Below are 17,281 nucleotides of genomic sequence, written 5' to 3'. Positions count from 1 at the left end.
TGGTGTGGACATGCATGGCCACCATCCTTGTTGTCGATGACGAAATGGGCATTCGTGCCCTTCTGTCCGAAATCCTGTCCGATGAGGGGCACACGGTCGAGCTGGCCGAGAACGCAGCGCAGGCGCGGTACATGCGCGAGCGCATGCATCCTGACTTGGTGCTGCTGGACATCTGGATGCCCGACGAAGATGGGGTGACTTTGCTCAAAGAATGGGCATCGGCGGGGCAGTTGGACATGCCCGTGATCATGATGAGCGGCCACGGCACGATCGACACCGCCGTGGAGGCCACCAAGTTTGGCGCCACGGCATTTTTGGAAAAGCCCATCACGCTGCAAAAGTTGCTGCGGGCGGTTGAGCAATCGCTCACCCGTGTGACGGTGCGTCCTGCATCGGGAGCTGCGCCGTTGAGCCCGGCGCATCCGGCCCCGCCGTTTGGTTCTGAGACGCCCCATGCTACGGGAGCCGCGATCGGGACGACGACAGCCCTGGAGCCGATGGGGTTGCGCTCGGAGCAGAGTTTTGATCTGGATCGACCGCTGCGTGAGGCGCGGGATGCTTTCGAGAAAAGTTACTTCGAGTTCCATCTGGCCCGAGAAAACGGCTCCATGACCCGTGTGGCGGAGAAGACTGGGTTAGAGCGCACGCACCTGTACCGCAAGCTCAAGCAACTCGGGGTTGATCTTTCGCGCACGAAACGCAACCCGCTTGCGTGATTCAAAAAAGCTGTGCTAGAATCGAATTCTTCGCTCAGCAAGCAATTCACGCAAGTTGATCGACGGCCTGGTAGCTCAGTTGGTAGAGCAGCGGATTGAAAATCCGCGTGTCGGTGGTTCGATTCCGCCCCAGGCCACCAAGTTTTAGAAACGCCCGCTGCTTGCAGTGGGCGTTTTGCTTTGTGGCGTCAGTGCGGCAAAAGGCATCAAGGGTGGTATGAAATCGGTTCTCTACCTCGTCGACGTGGATCGGCTGGAATCCTGGACACGCTACCGTAATGGCCTGTGTGACACCTGCGTGGCCCACTGCTGCACCATGCCAACAGACGTTCGTTTGCCTGATTTGGTGCGTTTGGGATTGGTCGATCCCTTCGAGGCTGAGCACGAAGCGCCCAAACAGATCGCCAAACGCTTGACGAAAGCTGGTGTGATTGAGCACTTCAACTTTCGGCATGAGCTGTTCACGTTGGCGCGGCGCTCCAGCGGAGATTGCCATTTGCTCGATGCCAAAACTCGCCGCTGCACTGTGTACGCGCAGCGACCAGACACGTGCCGGAAGCACCCGCAAGTCAGTTCGCGCCCCGGTTATTGCCCTTACCAAGCGCGGGATCGTAGCTGATAAGATCCAACGAAAAAGCCCAAACAACTTGCGCTGTTTGGGCTTTAATTTGAAGGAGGACATCGAAAAACAGGCGTAACTTGTTGATTTTCATTTGATAATCTCTGGTTTTTTCGCAGTTGTTCCCCGATTTGTTCCCCGGTTTCTTTTTGCTGCCCCTCAAAATGTGCCGTTTGGGCCGGTGAAGTTGACCGACCCGACCTAAAAAATGCACGCCTGCCGCTGGGCACCTTGCCGGGGAATGCTTTACGCCTTCGGCTTGCATCCCCCGGCAAGGGCCAGGAGCGTTGGGCACTGTTCCAGGCATCAAGGGGCCGTGTGTCGCCTGACGGTCTTCCCGTCCCTTTCCGTGCCCCTGCGCTTGCTCAAGCTCCACCCGGCTACAAGCGACACACAACCCCTTGACCCCTTCCACAGCGCAAACAGCCGCGCCGCTCGTTGGCGGCGGGTGCCACTTGCACCAGCTTGCCTTTGTCGCAGCGTCGGGTGTGGTGTCGGTTTACAAGGGGGTTTACAGGGTGGTTTACAGGGTGGTTTACAGGGTGGTTTACAGGGTGGTTTACAGGGTGGTTTACAGGGTGGTTACCAGTGCTTTGGGTGTGGCGTGGTGTCGGTATCCAGGGCGGTATCCACCGGGATGCAGTGTGCGCGTGTGGATACCTTGCGGCTGTTCGGCAGGGTGTTGGCTTTTGATGGACGCGGGGCCGGTCTGAGCTTGTCGCAGTGTGTGCCACGCGCCGCCATCGGGTTACCCCACGCTGTGCATCCCCACGGGTGAGGATGGGCCACACCCTTCTGGATTGCCCGGCAGGTACGCTGCGAGCTTCTCCCTGTCCCCCTCATGGGGGGAGCTTTGCGCCGGGTGTGCCCTTCCACGTCCCGGCGCTTCTTTGGGTGCGGCGTGGTGTCGGTATCCATGGCGGTTCCACTGGAATGCCGCATGTGCGTGTGGATACCTCGCCCGCCCCTTGGGGCGGTGGGTCAGTGGTGGGTCAGGCAGTGGGGTTCACGGGTTCGTCAGTGGGGCGCAGTTGCCAGGAACGCCCGTCCGGGGTTTCGGTGATGACGCCCTCGCGGATCATTTCGGCGATGTAGCCGCGCACCGTGTCGGCACTGCCACCCTCTGCGGCTTGAATGGCGCGGATGCTGGGGCGCAGCTTGCCAGCCTTCACCGCTGCACGCACACGGCGGTATCGGTAGCCATCCAGGGGGCCGGTGCCGGTGTCCACCTTGGCGCCCACGCTGGCCGATGTGCGGCGCTGCATGGTGCGCTTGGTCTTGGGCGGGTTCAGCTTGAGCAGGGGCTGTGCTGGCGCTGGTGTCGGGGCTGCTGGCGCTGCTGGGGCCGCTGGGGTGCTGGCGTTCCAGCGGGTAATGGCTTCCAGTAGCGCGCCGTGCTCTGTATCTGGCAGGTCTTGCGGTTTCAGGCTGATGTCATGGCCGTAATCCGGGTTATGGCGACAGTCATCACAAACCAAGCTCATCAAGTGCTTTGCACTCCCGTCAGACAGCTTGAACGCGCGGTGTTCAATGTTGGCCCTTCGCGTGCTTTGGCACACCGGGCATGGCTTGGGGATGGGGATTTGCATGTGTGAAAGCATCTCCTCCGTCGTCGGCTCTTCCGGCTGTTTTGGCTGCTGTTTTGGCTGCTGTTTTGGCTGCTGTTCTGGCTGGGGTTGCGGCTCAGGCTGTGCCGGCTGTTCAGGCTGTGCGGGTGCGCTGGCCTGGGCCCGGGTCTTGGGCTTGAGCAGTTGCCACCATGGGGAGCGCTTGCCCGTGCTGCGGCCCATGCTGGGCGCTTCACCGGTGAAGACGGCGCGCCACATCGCACCGGCCACACCGAAGAACACCAGCCCGGCCACGGACACCAGCACACCACGCGCCACCACGTAGGCCAGGGCGTAGCCTTCGCCGATCATTCCGATGATGGTGGGGCGCTTGTCGCTCTCGGTCTTGCCCAGCTCGGCATACAGCGCGGCGGTGCTTTCGTCCAACCGGGCCGCATCGCGTGCCGCTGCGCCAGCCTCGGAAGCGGCCAGCACCCGCGCCCACGCGCTTTTCGCTGCCTCGGCTTGCTTGGTCTGGTTCTCGGCATTGGCGCGCAACTGCGCGGCGTTGGCTTCGATCTTGGCGATCTGGGCGCGCAGGTCTTGGGCGCGGGTGGTGGCGGCTTGCTGGCTCATGTCTGCCCCCTTGGTGATCGACATTTGCACGACCACGATGGTGCAAACCTCCAACACCAGCACGGCACCGGCCAGCGAAAACAGCTTCCAGCGCTGCGCCCACATCTTGCGCACGGGCAGGAACGCGGCCATGCCGAAGCCGGCCATTTCGGACGCTACAAACATCCAGGCAGCGGCCAGCGCCAGCGCGCGGGCGGCTTCGTCGGCTTCCAGGGCTTGGGCGCCGTGCTCGAAGTACCTCAGCGTGATGACCGAGGCCCAAAACCCAAACCCGCCCGCCACCACGCCCAGCAGGGCATAGATGGGGCGGGGTAAATCGGCGTCACTGCCGGGGGCGTATGTCTTGAAAAGCATGGTGCTTTCTCCTTCGCTCAAGGCTTGCGGGGGCTGGCGCTGGGGGCGGGGCCATCCATCAAGGTGATTCGATAGACCGCCCACGCCAAACCGCTGAGGCCTTCGCCTTGGTAGGTCACGGCCAGCTCTCCCGATGCCACCAGAGCAAACAGCAGCGCCTGCACATGGGTCGGGTTCGTGCGGCACTTCTTGGCCAGGGTGTCCAGGGTCTGCGGGCTGACGCGCACGGTGCCGGTGTCGTCTGCCTGGTCAGCCAGGGCCAGCAGCATGAGCAGGCGGGCGCCGGTTTGGTGGCTGTGCTCCCAAACGGCAGCGGCAGCGCGGGGGCGGTTGGTTTCTGGGGTGTTCATGGGGCAGTTCCTCAAGGCTGGGCGGCCAGCACGGGGGCGCTGTTGCGCTGGCGGGCGGTGTCTTTGCAGAAGCGCTTCCACGCTTCCAGGGTCGGGGCGGTGGCGTGGGCGCGGATGAAGTCGCGGGCCACGTCCTGGGCACTCAGGGCCGGGGCGTTGGCCTTGCACCATGCGGCCCAAGGGATGGGCAGCTTCCAGGTGTCAGGCGCGGTCTCGGTGGCTGCTGGCGCTGGGGGTGGCGTGGGTGCGTCGCTGCGGGCTTGGGCTTGGGCTGGGGCTGGGGCTTGGGCTTGGGCTTGGGCTTGGGCTTGGGCTTGGGCCAACGCTTCGGGCTCTGGCTGCGGGGGTTCGCCAGCCATCGGAACAGACCCGTTCATGACGGTGATCTTGAAGACGTTGCACCCGTGCGGGCCTTCGCCTTCGATCACCTCCAGCTCCCGGTCGTCTCGCAAGGATGAAATCAAGATTCGCGCATTCCTGACCGTCATTCGGCACTTGCTGGCCAGCGTTTCCATGAGTGCCCACGCCATGCCGGTCTCGTCGGCAAAGTCCGCTAGGGCCAGCAGTATGAGCAGGCGTGAACCTGATTGGCGGCTGTTCGCCCACACCGCCGTAGTTGCTTCACGGCTCATGGGGCACAGCCCTCTAAGGCTTCGACCCCTCGCGCTTGATCCACCACAGCCAGCACGCTCCACAACGTGGCGTCGCAGGGTTGCCGGGCGTCGTTGCTCTCGGTCATACCCATGAAGGGGTGCAACTGGCAAGGCTTCGCCTGTCCGGCAGCGCTGGGGCCGGTTTTCTTCTTGTCGTTCATGGGTTCAGCCCTTCGCGTTGGCTTTTTGCTGGCGGGCGCGATACCCGCGAACCTTGGCGCCTACTGGCTGGCGTGAGTCATCAATGACTTCAACCACGGCAGTGCCCACAACCCAAGCCACGGCGCCCACCAGCGCCAGCCAGCCCCAGCCCAAACCCGTCAGGCAGACGGTCAGCACCCCCCCGGCCAACACAGCCAAAGCAGCCCACGGGCGGATGATCAGTTCTTTCATGCCGCCACCCCCCACACTTCGGCGCCAGTGCTGGCGCTGGTCTGGGGCTCAGGCTCAAAGCCCGAAAGGTGCTCGGGCTGGAAGTCAGACAGCAAGGCGTCCAAGTCCAGCACCGGCAAGCTCGGGATGCGGTCAGGGTTGGCCATCATCAGGCGCGTGGTGCGGATGGCGTGGGCAAGCTGCTGGCGCTCGGTCTTGTGGAGCGGTGCAAGCGGTGCGCGCAGTTGCTCTGCGGCCTCCTTCAGCATCTTGACGGCTTGGCAAGCATCGCCAGCGCGCAGGGCCTGGGTGGCTTGATACAAGGAACCATCGTCCCGTGTGCTGTGCCAAGGGCTGGGGGTGGGGGTGGGGGTAGACAGGAAGTCTTCCAGCCAGCACGCGGCAGGGGCCAAACGCGCCACACGTTGGGCGCTGTCTTCGGCGCGGTGGGCGCGCTTGACGCTGGCGCGGTCAGCCAGGCGGCGGGCCAGCCGAAGCATGAAAGCCCGGGCGTATTCAGGCGCGGGGCGGATCGAACGGGGGGAGGTTTGCGCAGAACGGCGCAGCGTTACACGCCCAGCCTTGGGCGCGGTGAGGGTGTCAGCCATGACATGGCTCCTAAGCGACAGGTTTGAACCTGCCTCCCTCGTCGCCAAACGGGGGCGGCAGACCGTGCGGGGTTGGCGAACCGGGCTTAGGAACCGGCACACCCTTTCGGGTGTCCCCACACGGCCCACCATGGAAGCGGAACCATGCGCGCAGCTCAGGCCCCATGAGGACATGAAAAAGCCGCGTCGGGCGCGGCTGCTGCGCCTAAGACTCCGGGTCGCCAAACCCAGAACCGCCGGATGTGCGACGGTTGAGCGCAGTGTACGCGCCCCGCCCCGCGTCATGTCAAGCGCTTTCGTTGCGTGTCGCGGGTGCGTCGGTTTCAGCACACCCGGGTGCGTCGCGGGGTGCGTCGGTGGTGTGTCGGTTTCAGCACACCTGGGTGCGTCGTGGGGTGCGTCGGTGGTGCGTCGGTTTCAGCACACCTGGGTGCGTCGTGGGGTGCGTCGGTGGTGTGTCGGTTTCAGCACACCTGGGTGCGTCGTGGGGTGCGTCGGTGGTGCGTCGGTGGTGCATAAAAGCAGCGCCAACACCTGCCACACCCGACCCCGCAGCGCCCACACCTGCCCCGGGCTCTTTTTCTGCCCGGCAGGGCCACTTTTTCCCCCTCTGGCTGTTCCCCTTCGCCTGGGCGTGCGGGTGCGCTCGCGCTGTATTTGTATTTGTTCAATACATAGTTATTTAGGCCCCGGAAACGCCTTTCCTCCCCACACCGGAAACACCTTTCCTCCCCCTCCGGAAGCGCCTTTCCTCCCCTCCGGAAATGCCTTTCCTCCCCCGAACGGCTGAGGTTCGGCGCGTTTCTGTGCCGGTGCCGCGCCTTGCTGGCGCTGGTGGGGTTGGCGCTGTGGCCTTTTTCCATCCCACGGCATCGGACGCCGCCACAATCCGCCCTCACTCCCGACGGCCTCAACAAAACAACATCATGAGCACTGCACTGACAAACCTGCTGGACACCTTCCGCCTCGCCGCTGTCACTGAACGCGAGAAGGGCACGTACTTTGAAGAACTGGTCATCTGCTACCTGCGCCATGAACCGGCGTACCGTGACCACTACAGCGCCGTGTGGACGTATGCCCAATGGGCAGAACTGCAAGGCTTGGACAAGCGCGATGCGGGCATCGATCTGGTGGCGCGCACCGCAGGAACCGGCGAGTTCCACGCCATCCAATGCAAGTTCTACGCGGCTGACTACAAGGTGCAGAAGGCGGACATTGATAGCTTCTTCACCGCTTCGGGCAAAAAGCCGTTTGTGCATCGGATCATTGTTTGCACCACGAACCATTGGAGCGAACACGCGGAAAACGCGCTGGCAGACCAACAGCCCCCGGTTAACAAAATTGACCTGACGGCGCTGGAAGAAAGCCAGATTGACTGGGCGCAGTACGCGCCCAAAACGGCACCAGTGCTCAAGGCAAAGAAGACCCCCAGGGAACACCAACAAAGGGCGCTGGAAGCGGTTTTGAACGGTTTGCAGACGGCAGACCGGGGCAAGCTCATCATGGCGTGTGGCACGGGCAAGACCTTCACCAGCCTGAAGATTGCTGAAGCGCTGGCCGGGGCTGGCAAGCGCGTGCTGTTCTTGGTGCCCAGCCTTTCGCTGTTGTCGCAGACCTTGACCGAGTGGACGCAGGAAAGCGCCACGCCTCTGCACAGCTTTGCCGTTTGCTCTGACAGCGACGTAGGGAAGAAGCGGGCCAAAGATGACGACGTGGTGCAGACCTTCACCCATGAACTGCGCTACCCCGCCACCACGAACCCCGAGCGGCTGGCGCTGGAAATGACGCAGCGCCACGACGCTGACCACATGAGCGTGGTGTTTTCCACTTATCACTCGATTGATGTCATCAGCCGGGCGCAGAAGGGCCACGGGCTGGCAGATTTCGATTTGATCGTGTGCGATGAAGCGCACCGCACCACGGGGGCGACGTTTGCCGACGAAGACGAAAGCGCGTTCGTCAAGGTGCATGACGCGGGCTTCATCCGGGCCAGCAAACGCCTGTACATGACCGCCACCCCTCGCATTTATGGGGACAGTGCCAAGCTCAAGGCAGAGCAAGGCACGGTGGCGCTGTGCTCTATGGATGACGCAAAGCTCTACGGGCCTGAGCTGTTCGTCATCACCTTTTCTGAAGCGGTGCGGCGCGGGTTGCTGGTGGACTACAAGGTGATTGTGCTTTCGGTGGAAGAAAGCCACGTCAGCCGGCGGATTCAGAGTCTTCTGAAAGACGCAGATAACCAGCTCAAGGTGGATGACGCGGCCAAGATTGTGGGGTGCTGGAAAGCCCTAGCCAAGCAAGGGCTAGACACTGAGCTGACGGGGGACGCTGACCCGATGAAGCGGGCCGTGGCTTTCTGCCAGGTGATCGAACCGAGCAAGAAAGCCAAAACGCACAAGGTCAGTTCGAAGACCATTGCCGGCATGTTCCAAGACGTGGTGAAAGCCTATCAAGACAGTGAGGAAGCCGATGCGGGCGAGGAAGCCGACGCGGGCAAGAAAGCTGACGCGAGCGAGGTTGCCACGCGGCTGGCCTGCGAGGCTGAACACGTTGATGGGAGCATGAATGCCAGCGAGAAGGAACGCAAGCTAGCATGGCTCAAGGCTGAACCGCCTAAAGACACCTGCCGGATTTTGAGCAATGTTCGGTGTTTGTCCGAAGGGGTGGACGTGCCCGCGTTGGATGCGGTGCTGTTTCTGACGCCACGCAATTCTCAGGTGGATGTGGTGCAGTCCGTGGGGCGCGTCATGCGCAACGCACCGGGCAAGAAACGTGGTTATGTGGTGCTGCCGGTGGTGATTCCTGCCGGGATGGAACCGCACGAAGCCCTGAACGACAACAAAACTTATGCCGTGGTGTGGCAGGTTTTGCAGGCGCTGCGCTCGCATGATGACCGTTTTGATGCGATGGTGAACAAGCTGGATTTGATCGGTCGGGACACCAGCAAAATGGAAGTGATCATCACCACGGACAATGTGCCGCGCAAGCCCCAAAACCCACAAGGTGGCAAGCCTAAGAAGACGGGAAAAGGGGGCTCAACCATCGGCAAGCCAACGGCCCCCAAGGGTGGGGCAGGTTCCCAAGTCCAGCTAGATTTTGAAATCGGTGAAATCGAAAAGGCGATTTATGCCAAACTGGTGCAAAAAGTCGGTAACCGGCACCACTGGGAAGACTGGGCGAATGACATCGCCAAAATTGCACGCACCCATATTGACCGGATCAATGGAATTCTAGAAAACCCAGAAAATCAGGTGGAGCGGGCCGCGTTTGATGCTTTTGCAGCGGAATTGCGGGATGACCTGAACAACAGCATTACGGATGGTGAGGTGGTGGAAATGCTGGCGCAGCACCTCATCACAAAACCGGTGTTTGATGCGCTGTTCAAGGATTACAGTTTCGCCCAGCACAACCCGATTTCCAAGGCGATGCAAAAGGTGTTGGATGTTCTGAACGAACACCACTTGGAAAAAGAGGCTGACACGCTGCAACGCTTTTATGACAGCGTGAAAATGAGAGTTGAAGGCATCGAAACTGCTACGGCCAAGCAAAAAATCATCAAGGAGCTGTATGAGCGATTTTTCGAAAAAGCCTTTCCATTGCTGAAGATTCGGATGGGGATCGTTTACACGCCTGTGGAAGTGGTGGATTTCATCATTCATAGCGTGAACCACATTTTGCAAACTGAGTTCGGGCAAACGCTTGGGAGTGAGGGGGTTCACATCATTGATCCGTTCGTGGGGACGGGAACATTCATCACGCGCCTTTTGCAGAGTGGGCTGATTACGCCTGAGCAACTACCCCACAAATACAAGAAAGAGATTCACGCCAATGAGTTGGTGTTGCTGGCGTATTACATCGCGGCGATCAACATTGAAGCGGTTTATCACAGCATCGTAGGCGGGGAGTATGTACCGTTTGAAGGCATTTGCCTGACGGATACTTTCCAGATGTACGAACAAGAGGACATGGTGGATGCGCTGCTGGAAGACAACAGCGCACGGCGCAAGCGTCAAAAGGCGCTGGATATTCGCGTCATCATGGGCAACCCACCATACTCGATTGGGCAAAAAAGCGAAAACGACAATAATGATAATCTGTCCTATCCATTTTTGGATGGAAGGATTCGCAGCACCTATGCGGCTAAATCTAAAGCCACGCTTGCCAAGGGTTTGTATGATAGTTATGTTCGCGCTATTCGGTGGGCGTCTGACCGTGTGGGTAAAAGCGGTGTCATTGGCTTTGTCACCAATGCGGGATTTATTGATTCCAATACGGCGGATGGGTTGCGAAAGTGTTTGACTGAGGAATTTAGTAGCATCTATGTTTTCCACTTGCGAGGCAATGCGCGAACTTCTGGTGAACTTCGGAGGAAAGAGAAAGATAATATCTTTGGCTTGGGTAGTCGTGCGCCTATTGCGGTTTCATTATTGGTAAAAAATCCCAAATTAAGAGAGGCTGGAAAAATTTTCTTTCATGATATTGGGGATTATTTGAGCCGTGAAGAAAAGCTGGCAAAAGTGGCGGCTTTTGGAAGTGTGGCAGGTGTTGTTAATTCCGTCGATCAACCGGGGTGGGTGCCGATAACCCCCGATGCGCATGGGGATTGGCTTTCGCAGCGAGATGATGGTTTTTTGGCTCACATTCCTTTAGGGGATAAGAAAAGTAATTCGATTGGGTTGTTTGAGAATTTTTCTCAGGGTATTTTGACGGCGCGCGATACTTGGTGTTGCAACTTTAGCAAAGGGCTTTTGATTGAGAATATGAGGGGGATGGTTGATTTTTACAACAAAGAAGTTGATCGATTTTATTTTTGCGACAAGGATAGAAGTGTTAGGGCGGCTATGGTCGATGAATTCGTCAATACTGACCCGTCGTGTATTAGCTGGACAAGGGCGCTTAAGCAGCGGTTGGTGAAGGCGGAAAAACTTCAATTTCAAGTTATTAGTGTGGTTTCGAGTGTTTATCGGCCTTATACAAAGAGCTGGGTTTATTTTAGCCGTAGATTGAATGAGATGGTTTATCAGATGCCGAGAATATTCCCGGATTTTTCATCTTGCAACTTAATGATATGCGTTAATGGTGCTGGCGGGAAAAATGGGGCAACAGCTTTAATTGTTGATAGACCTATAGATTTCAACTCTTTGGAGGCTGGGGCGCAGTGTTTTCCAATGTATTTGTACGCTGAAAATACTGAGTTTGACGCAGACCGCCCCAGTGGAGCGCCTGAGCAAGCCAGCTTGTTTGCCCAAGACAGCCAAGACCTGTTCGAAGCCGCAGCAGCCCAGCCAGCGCCCCCGAAGTACACCCGACGCGACGCCATCACCGACGAAGGTTTAGCCCACTTCCAAGAGGCTTACCCCGGCGAAGACATCAGCAAAGAAGACCTGTTTTATTACGTCTATGGGCTGTTGCACTCCCCCGACTACCGCGAACGCTACGCCGACAACCTGAGCAAAGAACTGCCCCGCATCCCCCGCGTGAAGACGGCGGCGGATTTCTGGGCGTTCTCCCAGGCTGGGCGCGATCTGGCCCATTGGCATCTGAACTACGAAACCGTGGCGCCGTACCCCGTCACCCTCCAAACCAACGGTAAGCCCTTGGCACCGATTGACTACCGCGTGGAGAAGATGAAGTACGGCAAAAACGGCAAGGAAAAAGACCGCACCACGCTGCATTACAACGAACGAATCACCCTGACGGGCATTCCCCTTGAAGCCTATGACTACGTGGTGAACGGCAAACCCGCCCTGGATTGGGTGGTGGAGCGCCAGTGCGTCAAGGTGGACAAAGACAGCGGCATCGTGAACGACGCCAATGATTGGGCGCTGGAAACCATGAAGAACCCGCGTTACCCGTTGGAGCTGTTCCAGCAAGTCATCACCGTGAGTTTGGAAACGATGAAGATCGTGAAGGCGCTGCCCCCGCTGGACATCTGAGCCCAAACGCCACCAGCGCCAGCCAGAGACAACCCGGCCGCGTGGTGGCGTACAGAAAACAGACTTTGCCGGCGCTGCACTGGCGCAAGGCCGGGCGTTGCGCGTTACCCCCGGCCCTTGTCTGTGGGAAGAACCTAGGCGTTCGGCTCTAGGTCAGCAAAGCCCCCACAGCGTTGCCAAAGGGCGGCCAGATCGGGGGCCAGCTCCCCACTGTTCAGCCCTGCGGCGCGATGGTTCCGGCAGCGCCCTGGGCTGTGGTGCTGGCACTCCACGCACAAGCGGCGGTCATCCCCCGAGCGGTCACGCTGGGTGAGCTTTTCGGCCACCCCTTCGGCCGCTTTGGCAGACAGCCCCCGCAGTCGTTGAAGCCACACCATGCGGCGCATGAAGCGGCGCATGTCTGCATCCGTCCACGCCACCAGCGCCAGCAAACCCGCATCGGCCCTCCCCGGCGGGGGCGTGTCGTTGGCAGGGCAAGGGGGGATGATTTCCACGTCCCCCCCAGAAGCCTGCCCTACGAAACCTACAAAACTGCCCACATCCAGCAGGGGCAGGGGTTCCATAGGTTTTGTAGGGTGCTGGCGCTGGGCTTCGTAGCTTTTCAGTCGTGCAAGCCAACTCATGCCGTGCCCTCCCAAACTGCCGGGTTCACCAGGAAGACATCCCCGGCCGGGCGCCCCCCCGACGGGTTGGGCGAGGGGGTGAACTTCACCAGCCAGCCAAAATCGGCCAGCAGTTCGGACGCCTTGCGGGCATCCTCTGAAGAAGTCAGCCCCGCCCAGCCCTTGACCGCCACCTGACGCGGCGCGAACTGAGACAAGCGGGCGCCATCGGTGCCCGTGAGCTTGCCGGCTTTGATCTTGTTCAGCAGGGCGTGGGCGGTGCCACTGGCGGGCGTCACCGCTACGGCATAAAGCCGTTCTGCATGAGTGCGCAGGTACTCTGCCCAGCTCAAGGCCCGGATCAGTTCACGCACGCCAATTTTGCGGGCGTTGTTGGGCGTATCCACCAAGGCGAAGATCAGCGCCAGCGCGGGCACCAGCTTTCGATACTTGGACAGGTGCGACACCAAAGCCGGGTGGAGTTCATCCCCTCGGATTTCCGTTTCGAAGGGTTCCAGCCACTGCGCGAACAACGCTTGAGCGTCCGGAGTGAAGCTCCACACCTGGGGGCTGTTGTCGTCTGCTTCCAAGGTGGCGAGCCGTTCAAACACGGCCCAGGCTTGCTGGCGGGCTTGGGTGTTCGGCCATTCGTCCACCAGTTTGAATTCACGGATGATGTCAGGCCACACCAACAGGCCAAAGCGTTGCAGCAAACCATCATCCGCAGCACCGCCCCCTACCGCTTCCCTCACATAGCTTTGGATGCGCCCAGGTTGAATGCCCCCGAGCATCGCCAGGCAGACCCGTGGAATGCGTACCGTGCCCCGGCCGATGCGGTCAAAGGTGTAACCCTTGTCCCCGTCATAGGCTTGCAGGTAGAAAGCGCGGGCGCTTTCCTGTCCTTGCTTGTCCATGTCACGCAGCAAGCCGTAAAGCTCATCCCGAAAGCTCAGAAGCCCCCAGGGGTGGCGCTCCAACATTTCCCCCAGCTTCTCCACGGTCGTGTCATTGGCGATGAAGCGGCGGGCTGTGGGTTCGGTTGGCGTATCCGTGGACTCTGCCTGTTCCAACAGGTGGCGGGCTTTGGCGGTGTCTTTGGCGGCGGCGGCCTTGGCTTCCTTGCGCTTCTGTTCGCTTTGGAGTTCGATCAGTTGTGTGTCAATGCGCCAGTTCTGGTGCTCTGCCTGCCAACACTCAGTCGCTTGTGATTCCAGTCTGGTCAGTGGTGCCAGCACCTGTGCCAAAGCGGGCGACTTCATCACCCCAGGGCGCCCCACCACGGCGCCCCAGACATTGGGCGTGACCTGCCAATCGTCGCGGGTTTTGGGGCGCATGACAGCACGCGCGCCCATCAGGCTAGAAAGTGCCACCACAGCCCCGACGGCTGGGAAGTCTGGCGGGCACTGCATCCGGTGGGCGATGTCTTCCACCCAGGGGCGCAAAGCGTCGGGCAACAAAGCGAAGGCAAACGCCTTGACCGGCGGCAGTTCACAAGGCAAGGGTGACGGGTGCGGCCAGGGGGTGCCGTCTGGCTGAGTGGTGTCGGGTGACGTTGCAGCCAGTTGCAGGCGCGTCAGATCATCGGGAGGATTGCGGCTCATGCTTGCACCGCCTTTGCTGCGCGCTGCGCCCAGACATCGCACCAATCTTGCCCAGGTGTGCTGGGTGTCAGGATGCTGGCTTGCAGCCCAGCTCCCAGGGCACGCCCCAGCAGTGTTTGGGCGGCTTTCTGACCGGCCGGGTCATGATCGGCAAACACCAGAAGGCGGCGGGTTTGTTCAGGCCAGCACCAAGCGGCCAGATTGCTGGCGCTGTAGGCCGCGCACACCGGCACCCCCGCCCCCAGGCTGGCGGCCAAGGCGGTTTCGATGCCTTCGGCAATGCCGATGACGCCTTGCTCATCCGGGCCACTGAACAACACGATGCCAGCGCCAGCCAAGGGGCCACACGTCGAAGTCAGTTTCTTCACCGGGCCGGGCACATGGGCCTTTTGCCCGTCTGGGGTCAGCCACGTTCGATGAATCGCCACCAGCTCGCCTTGGGGACTGGTGAGTGCTGCCAGCATGGCTGGGTGGGAGCCGCACGGCTGGCCGTCTTCATCGAAGTAGGGCAAAGCCGGCGCGTAGCGGATCACCTGCTGTTGCCACCCAGGCACGAATCCGCCCAGGGCACGCAAGCCTAGGCGCCGCGTCAGGTAGTAGGCCACTGGGCTGCCAGGCTCGACCGGCAAAGACTCTGCCATCATTCGCCGCAATTTGTAGGCGTTACAGGCCCATTGCTGGCGCTGCTGACGTTCCCGCTGTGCTCGCACTTGTTGCAGTGCCTGACGAACGCGCTCGCTTTGCTGTGGCGTGAGGGGGTGGGTTTGTGCCTGCCACACATGGGTGCTGTTGTCGCGCCAGTCCCCAGCAATGCCCCCTTGACCGTCTTCAAACAGCAGGGCCCACATGGGCTTGCTGGTGCCGCCGAAACGGCAGAACTTGCCAGGTGTCGGCAGGTGTTTGGATGGCACTTCCCCGAGTGTGGCGCGCAGAAAATCCAGAAACCGATCCGATGAACCCAAGTGGGAACACCGGCGGCTCACCTGTGCGGTGATCGTATGCATGGTGTGTCCCTTCGTTTAGGCTGTGGGGGATGTATCAGCGCCAGTCAGCAGGGCCACAAGGGCGCGGCGCGGCCCAGGGCTTCGCAGCATTTTTTGCTTGCATGTGCCCGCCTTGGTGGCGACAATCCCGCCCGTGGCGCTGTCAAAGACAAAGCCCCCTGACTCAGCAGCCGTTGGCGCGGCTTGTTGGTCTGTAATAGCCCATTCATTACCAGTTAGTTGGCCCTGTTCGACCGTTGGCGCGGTTGTCAGGGCTTTCTTTTTGGTGCCGTCAGGTGCGGAGGTCGGGGGGGAGTACGGGGTTTTCATCGCATCCCCTCACACGTTGGCGCTTTGCGCTTGAAGGAACGCCCGCACATCGCCAGAACGCCAGCGGGTGCAACGTGCGCCCATCTTCACCGGCTTGGGAAAGCCGGGCATGCCCTCGCGGGCTTGGCGATAGACCCACGAAACCGAAGTGCCCGCCAGTTCAGCAAAGACGGCGGTTCTCAGCAGTGCGTCGGGGTCGTGGGCGGTTGCGGCGGTTTGCCGGCTGTCCTGGGATGGCTTACGGGCTTGAGCGGTCAGGGCCGCAATGTTGGCGGCGTGAGCACCGTTGTTCTGTGTCAGATGGGAGACAGCTTTTTGATGGCGCATAGAGCACTTTCGTTACAACGAAAGTGCATGGTAGCGCACAACGGGCGTTGTTGCGCATTCGTCACACATAAAACTTGCCTCTCAATTCTATTACGGTACTGTAATACAACACCAGAAAATTTCTAAAGACCATGTTCGTTTGTATGTCAATAATTTCATTTAACCCCCTCAGTATCCATAAGCCTAAATGTCTCATTAAAGCAACAAAGTACCGAAAAGACCCCGTAATTTCACTTTTCAGGCATGGGTGGCACTGGTGCGCGGGCTTTGTCGGGGTGCTGGTGTGGCGTGGCAGGGGGCCGCGAAAGACCCGAAAAGCCACCAAAAACCCCCAGAATTTCACTTTTAGGGCTCTCACGCCCTGCGGAATTGCAGAACCTGCGCCCCTTCGCGCAGTGTGTCCAGGTAGTCCGCCCATGCTTGCATCATTTGCCGGCGCTGCGCCATGAACTCGGCTCTGTCATAGGCCATCCCGAGCGGGCCTGATTTGCCGTGCGCCAGTTGCGCTTCCAGCACGTCCGGGCTCATGTTCAGGCGCTCTGCCATCAAAGTTCTGGCTGTCGCTCGGAAACCGTGGGGCGTCATGTCGTTGTTGCTGTAACCCATGTTTCGCAGCGCTGCGCGAATCGTGTTTTCACTCATGGGCGCGTTACCCATGCGCAAGCTCGGGAACACGTACCGCCCCCCGCCTGTCAGTAGTCGCAGCTCTGCCAGGATCGCCAGCGCTTGCCGGCTCAGGGGCACCATGTGGGGCCGTCCGCTTCTCTTGGCCTGAACGGTGCGTTTCATCTTGGCCGATGGGATCGCCCACATTGCCCCGTCAAAATCGATTTCGGCCCATTCCATCGCTCGCATGTTGCCGGGGCGTTGAAACAACAGGGCGGACAACACCAGCGCAGCGCGGGTGACGGGCTGGCCCATGTAGACATCGCACGCCCTCAGCAGCGCGCCCACCTGCGCCGGCTCCAACAATGCGGCCATGTGTTTGACGGTGCGCGGCTTGAGGGCGCCGCGTAGGTCTGGCACCGGGTTTCTCTCGCATCGTCCCGTGGCGATGCCGTACCGGAACACCTGCCCGATGCACTCCGAGAGTTTGCGGGCGGTTTCGACCACACCTCGGGCTTCGACTTTGCGCAACACGTCCAACACCATCGGCGCCGTGATGTCTGACAGCGGTAGGGCGCCCATGCGGGGGGTGGCGTCTTTGTCCACCAGGCGAAGCCATCGCGCCGCATGTGTCGGGCTCCACCCGTCTGCCTTGCTTTCGTAGAACTCACGGGCTACGGCCTCAAACGTCACCGCTTTGTTGGCGCTGCCTGCGAGTTTTTCGGCTCTGCGCTGTTGAACTGGGTTGGCGCCTTCGTCCCTGAGCTTGCGCGCAGTGTCGCGGGCTTGGCGTGCCGCCTTGAGTGTCACGGCGGGATAAACCCCCAGGGCTAACCGCGATTCTTTGCCGTCCGGGTAGAACTTCCAGAACCAACGTTTAGAACCCGATGGGCTCACCTCCAAGTAAAGCCCCCCGGAATCGGTCAGGCGGTGGCGCTTCTTTTCTGGTGGACAGGTGGCATTACGGCAATCAGCGTCGGTCAGCATGGCAAGGGCTCCGGTATGTGGGCAGCGTCTTCGCCTGGGGGCGTTCCCCGGTGG

Annotated in this window: 14 protein-coding genes and 1 tRNA gene; 4 read left to right on the top strand and 11 right to left on the bottom strand. The window is 60.5% G+C overall.

Features of this window, described 5'->3' with window-relative positions:
- Positions 1-14: 14 nt before the first annotated feature.
- The 3 genes from VITFI_RS18850 (at position 15) to VITFI_RS02790 (ending at position 1,335) form a co-directional block, all read left to right on the top strand.
- On the top strand, positions 15-716 hold the full coding sequence (locus VITFI_RS18850) for a response regulator (RefSeq protein ID WP_089415721.1): 702 nt from the start codon (positions 15-17) through the stop codon (positions 714-716).
- A gap of 64 nt (positions 717-780) precedes the next feature.
- A tRNA-Phe gene (locus tag VITFI_RS02795) sits at positions 781-856 on the top strand.
- 77 nt (positions 857-933) lie between these two features.
- The gene (locus VITFI_RS02790; protein WP_089415720.1) at positions 934-1,335 is read left to right on the top strand and encodes a YkgJ family cysteine cluster protein; all 402 of its coding nucleotides are present in this window, start codon (positions 934-936) and stop codon (positions 1,333-1,335) included.
- Between the two features lie 992 nt (positions 1,336-2,327).
- On the opposite strand, the gene VITFI_RS02785 is transcribed toward VITFI_RS02790, so the two are convergent.
- From VITFI_RS02785 to VITFI_RS02765, 6 genes are read right to left on the bottom strand one after another with little or no spacing between them, the layout of a single operon-like run.
- The gene (locus VITFI_RS02785; protein ID WP_089415719.1) at positions 2,328-3,872 is read right to left on the bottom strand and encodes a hypothetical protein; all 1,545 of its coding nucleotides are present in this window, start codon (positions 3,870-3,872) and stop codon (positions 2,328-2,330) included.
- A gap of 17 nt (positions 3,873-3,889) precedes the next feature.
- Positions 3,890-4,222 (bottom strand): hypothetical protein, encoded by a 333-nt coding sequence (locus VITFI_RS02780; protein ID WP_089415718.1) that lies wholly within the window; start codon positions 4,220-4,222, stop codon positions 3,890-3,892.
- A gap of 11 nt (positions 4,223-4,233) precedes the next feature.
- On the bottom strand, positions 4,234-4,854 hold the full coding sequence (locus tag VITFI_RS18130) for a helix-turn-helix domain-containing protein (protein WP_269768741.1): 621 nt from the start codon (positions 4,852-4,854) through the stop codon (positions 4,234-4,236).
- On the bottom strand, positions 4,851-5,036 hold the full coding sequence (locus VITFI_RS02775; RefSeq protein WP_089415717.1) for a hypothetical protein: 186 nt from the start codon (positions 5,034-5,036) through the stop codon (positions 4,851-4,853). The genes VITFI_RS18130 and VITFI_RS02775 overlap by 4 nt, the downstream gene beginning before the upstream one ends.
- 4 nt (positions 5,037-5,040) lie before the next feature.
- Positions 5,041-5,268: a hypothetical protein gene (locus VITFI_RS02770; protein ID WP_157725532.1), complete on the bottom strand. Its 228-nt coding sequence runs from the start codon at positions 5,266-5,268 to the stop codon at positions 5,041-5,043.
- Complete coding sequence (locus tag VITFI_RS02765; protein ID WP_089415715.1) at positions 5,265-5,855, bottom strand: hypothetical protein; 591 nt, start codon at positions 5,853-5,855, stop codon at positions 5,265-5,267. The genes VITFI_RS02770 and VITFI_RS02765 overlap by 4 nt, the downstream gene beginning before the upstream one ends.
- Before the next feature lie 926 nt (positions 5,856-6,781).
- On the opposite strand from VITFI_RS02765, the gene VITFI_RS02760 reads away from it, so the two are divergent.
- Positions 6,782-11,791 carry a DEAD/DEAH box helicase gene (locus VITFI_RS02760; RefSeq protein ID WP_089415714.1) on the top strand — a complete coding sequence of 1,670 codons (5,010 nt, stop codon included), beginning with the start codon at positions 6,782-6,784 and terminating at the stop codon, positions 11,789-11,791.
- 134 nt (positions 11,792-11,925) lie between these two features.
- Here the strand turns inward: VITFI_RS02760 and VITFI_RS02755 are convergent, their stop codons facing one another.
- The 5 genes from VITFI_RS02755 to VITFI_RS02735 form a co-directional block, all read right to left on the bottom strand.
- A complete protein-coding gene (locus VITFI_RS02755) occupies positions 11,926-12,354 on the bottom strand; it encodes a hypothetical protein (RefSeq protein ID WP_089415713.1) in 429 nt (142 codons plus the stop codon).
- A 56-nt stretch (positions 12,355-12,410) separates the two neighbouring features.
- Positions 12,411-13,994, bottom strand: coding sequence for a YfjI family protein (locus VITFI_RS02750; RefSeq protein ID WP_089415712.1), 1,584 nt, complete (start codon positions 13,992-13,994; stop codon positions 12,411-12,413).
- Entirely contained in the window at positions 13,991-14,998 is a 1,008-nt protein-coding gene (locus VITFI_RS02745; protein WP_089415711.1) for a toprim domain-containing protein, read from the bottom strand. Before VITFI_RS02745 ends, VITFI_RS02750 begins: the two co-directional genes overlap by 4 nt.
- Positions 14,999-15,316: 318 nt before the next feature.
- On the bottom strand, positions 15,317-15,634 hold the full coding sequence (locus VITFI_RS02740) for a helix-turn-helix transcriptional regulator (protein WP_089415710.1): 318 nt from the start codon (positions 15,632-15,634) through the stop codon (positions 15,317-15,319).
- A 354-nt stretch (positions 15,635-15,988) separates the two neighbouring features.
- Positions 15,989-17,227, bottom strand: coding sequence for a tyrosine-type recombinase/integrase (locus VITFI_RS02735; protein ID WP_089415709.1), 1,239 nt, complete (start codon positions 17,225-17,227; stop codon positions 15,989-15,991).
- Positions 17,228-17,281 lie beyond the last annotated feature (54 nt).

It is taken from the genome of Vitreoscilla filiformis, assembly GCF_002222655.1.
Taxonomy (GTDB): Bacteria; Pseudomonadota; Gammaproteobacteria; order Burkholderiales; family Burkholderiaceae_C; genus Ideonella; species Ideonella filiformis.
Note: the sequence above shows the minus strand (reverse complement) of the source record. Positions and strands in the feature narration are given on the sequence as shown.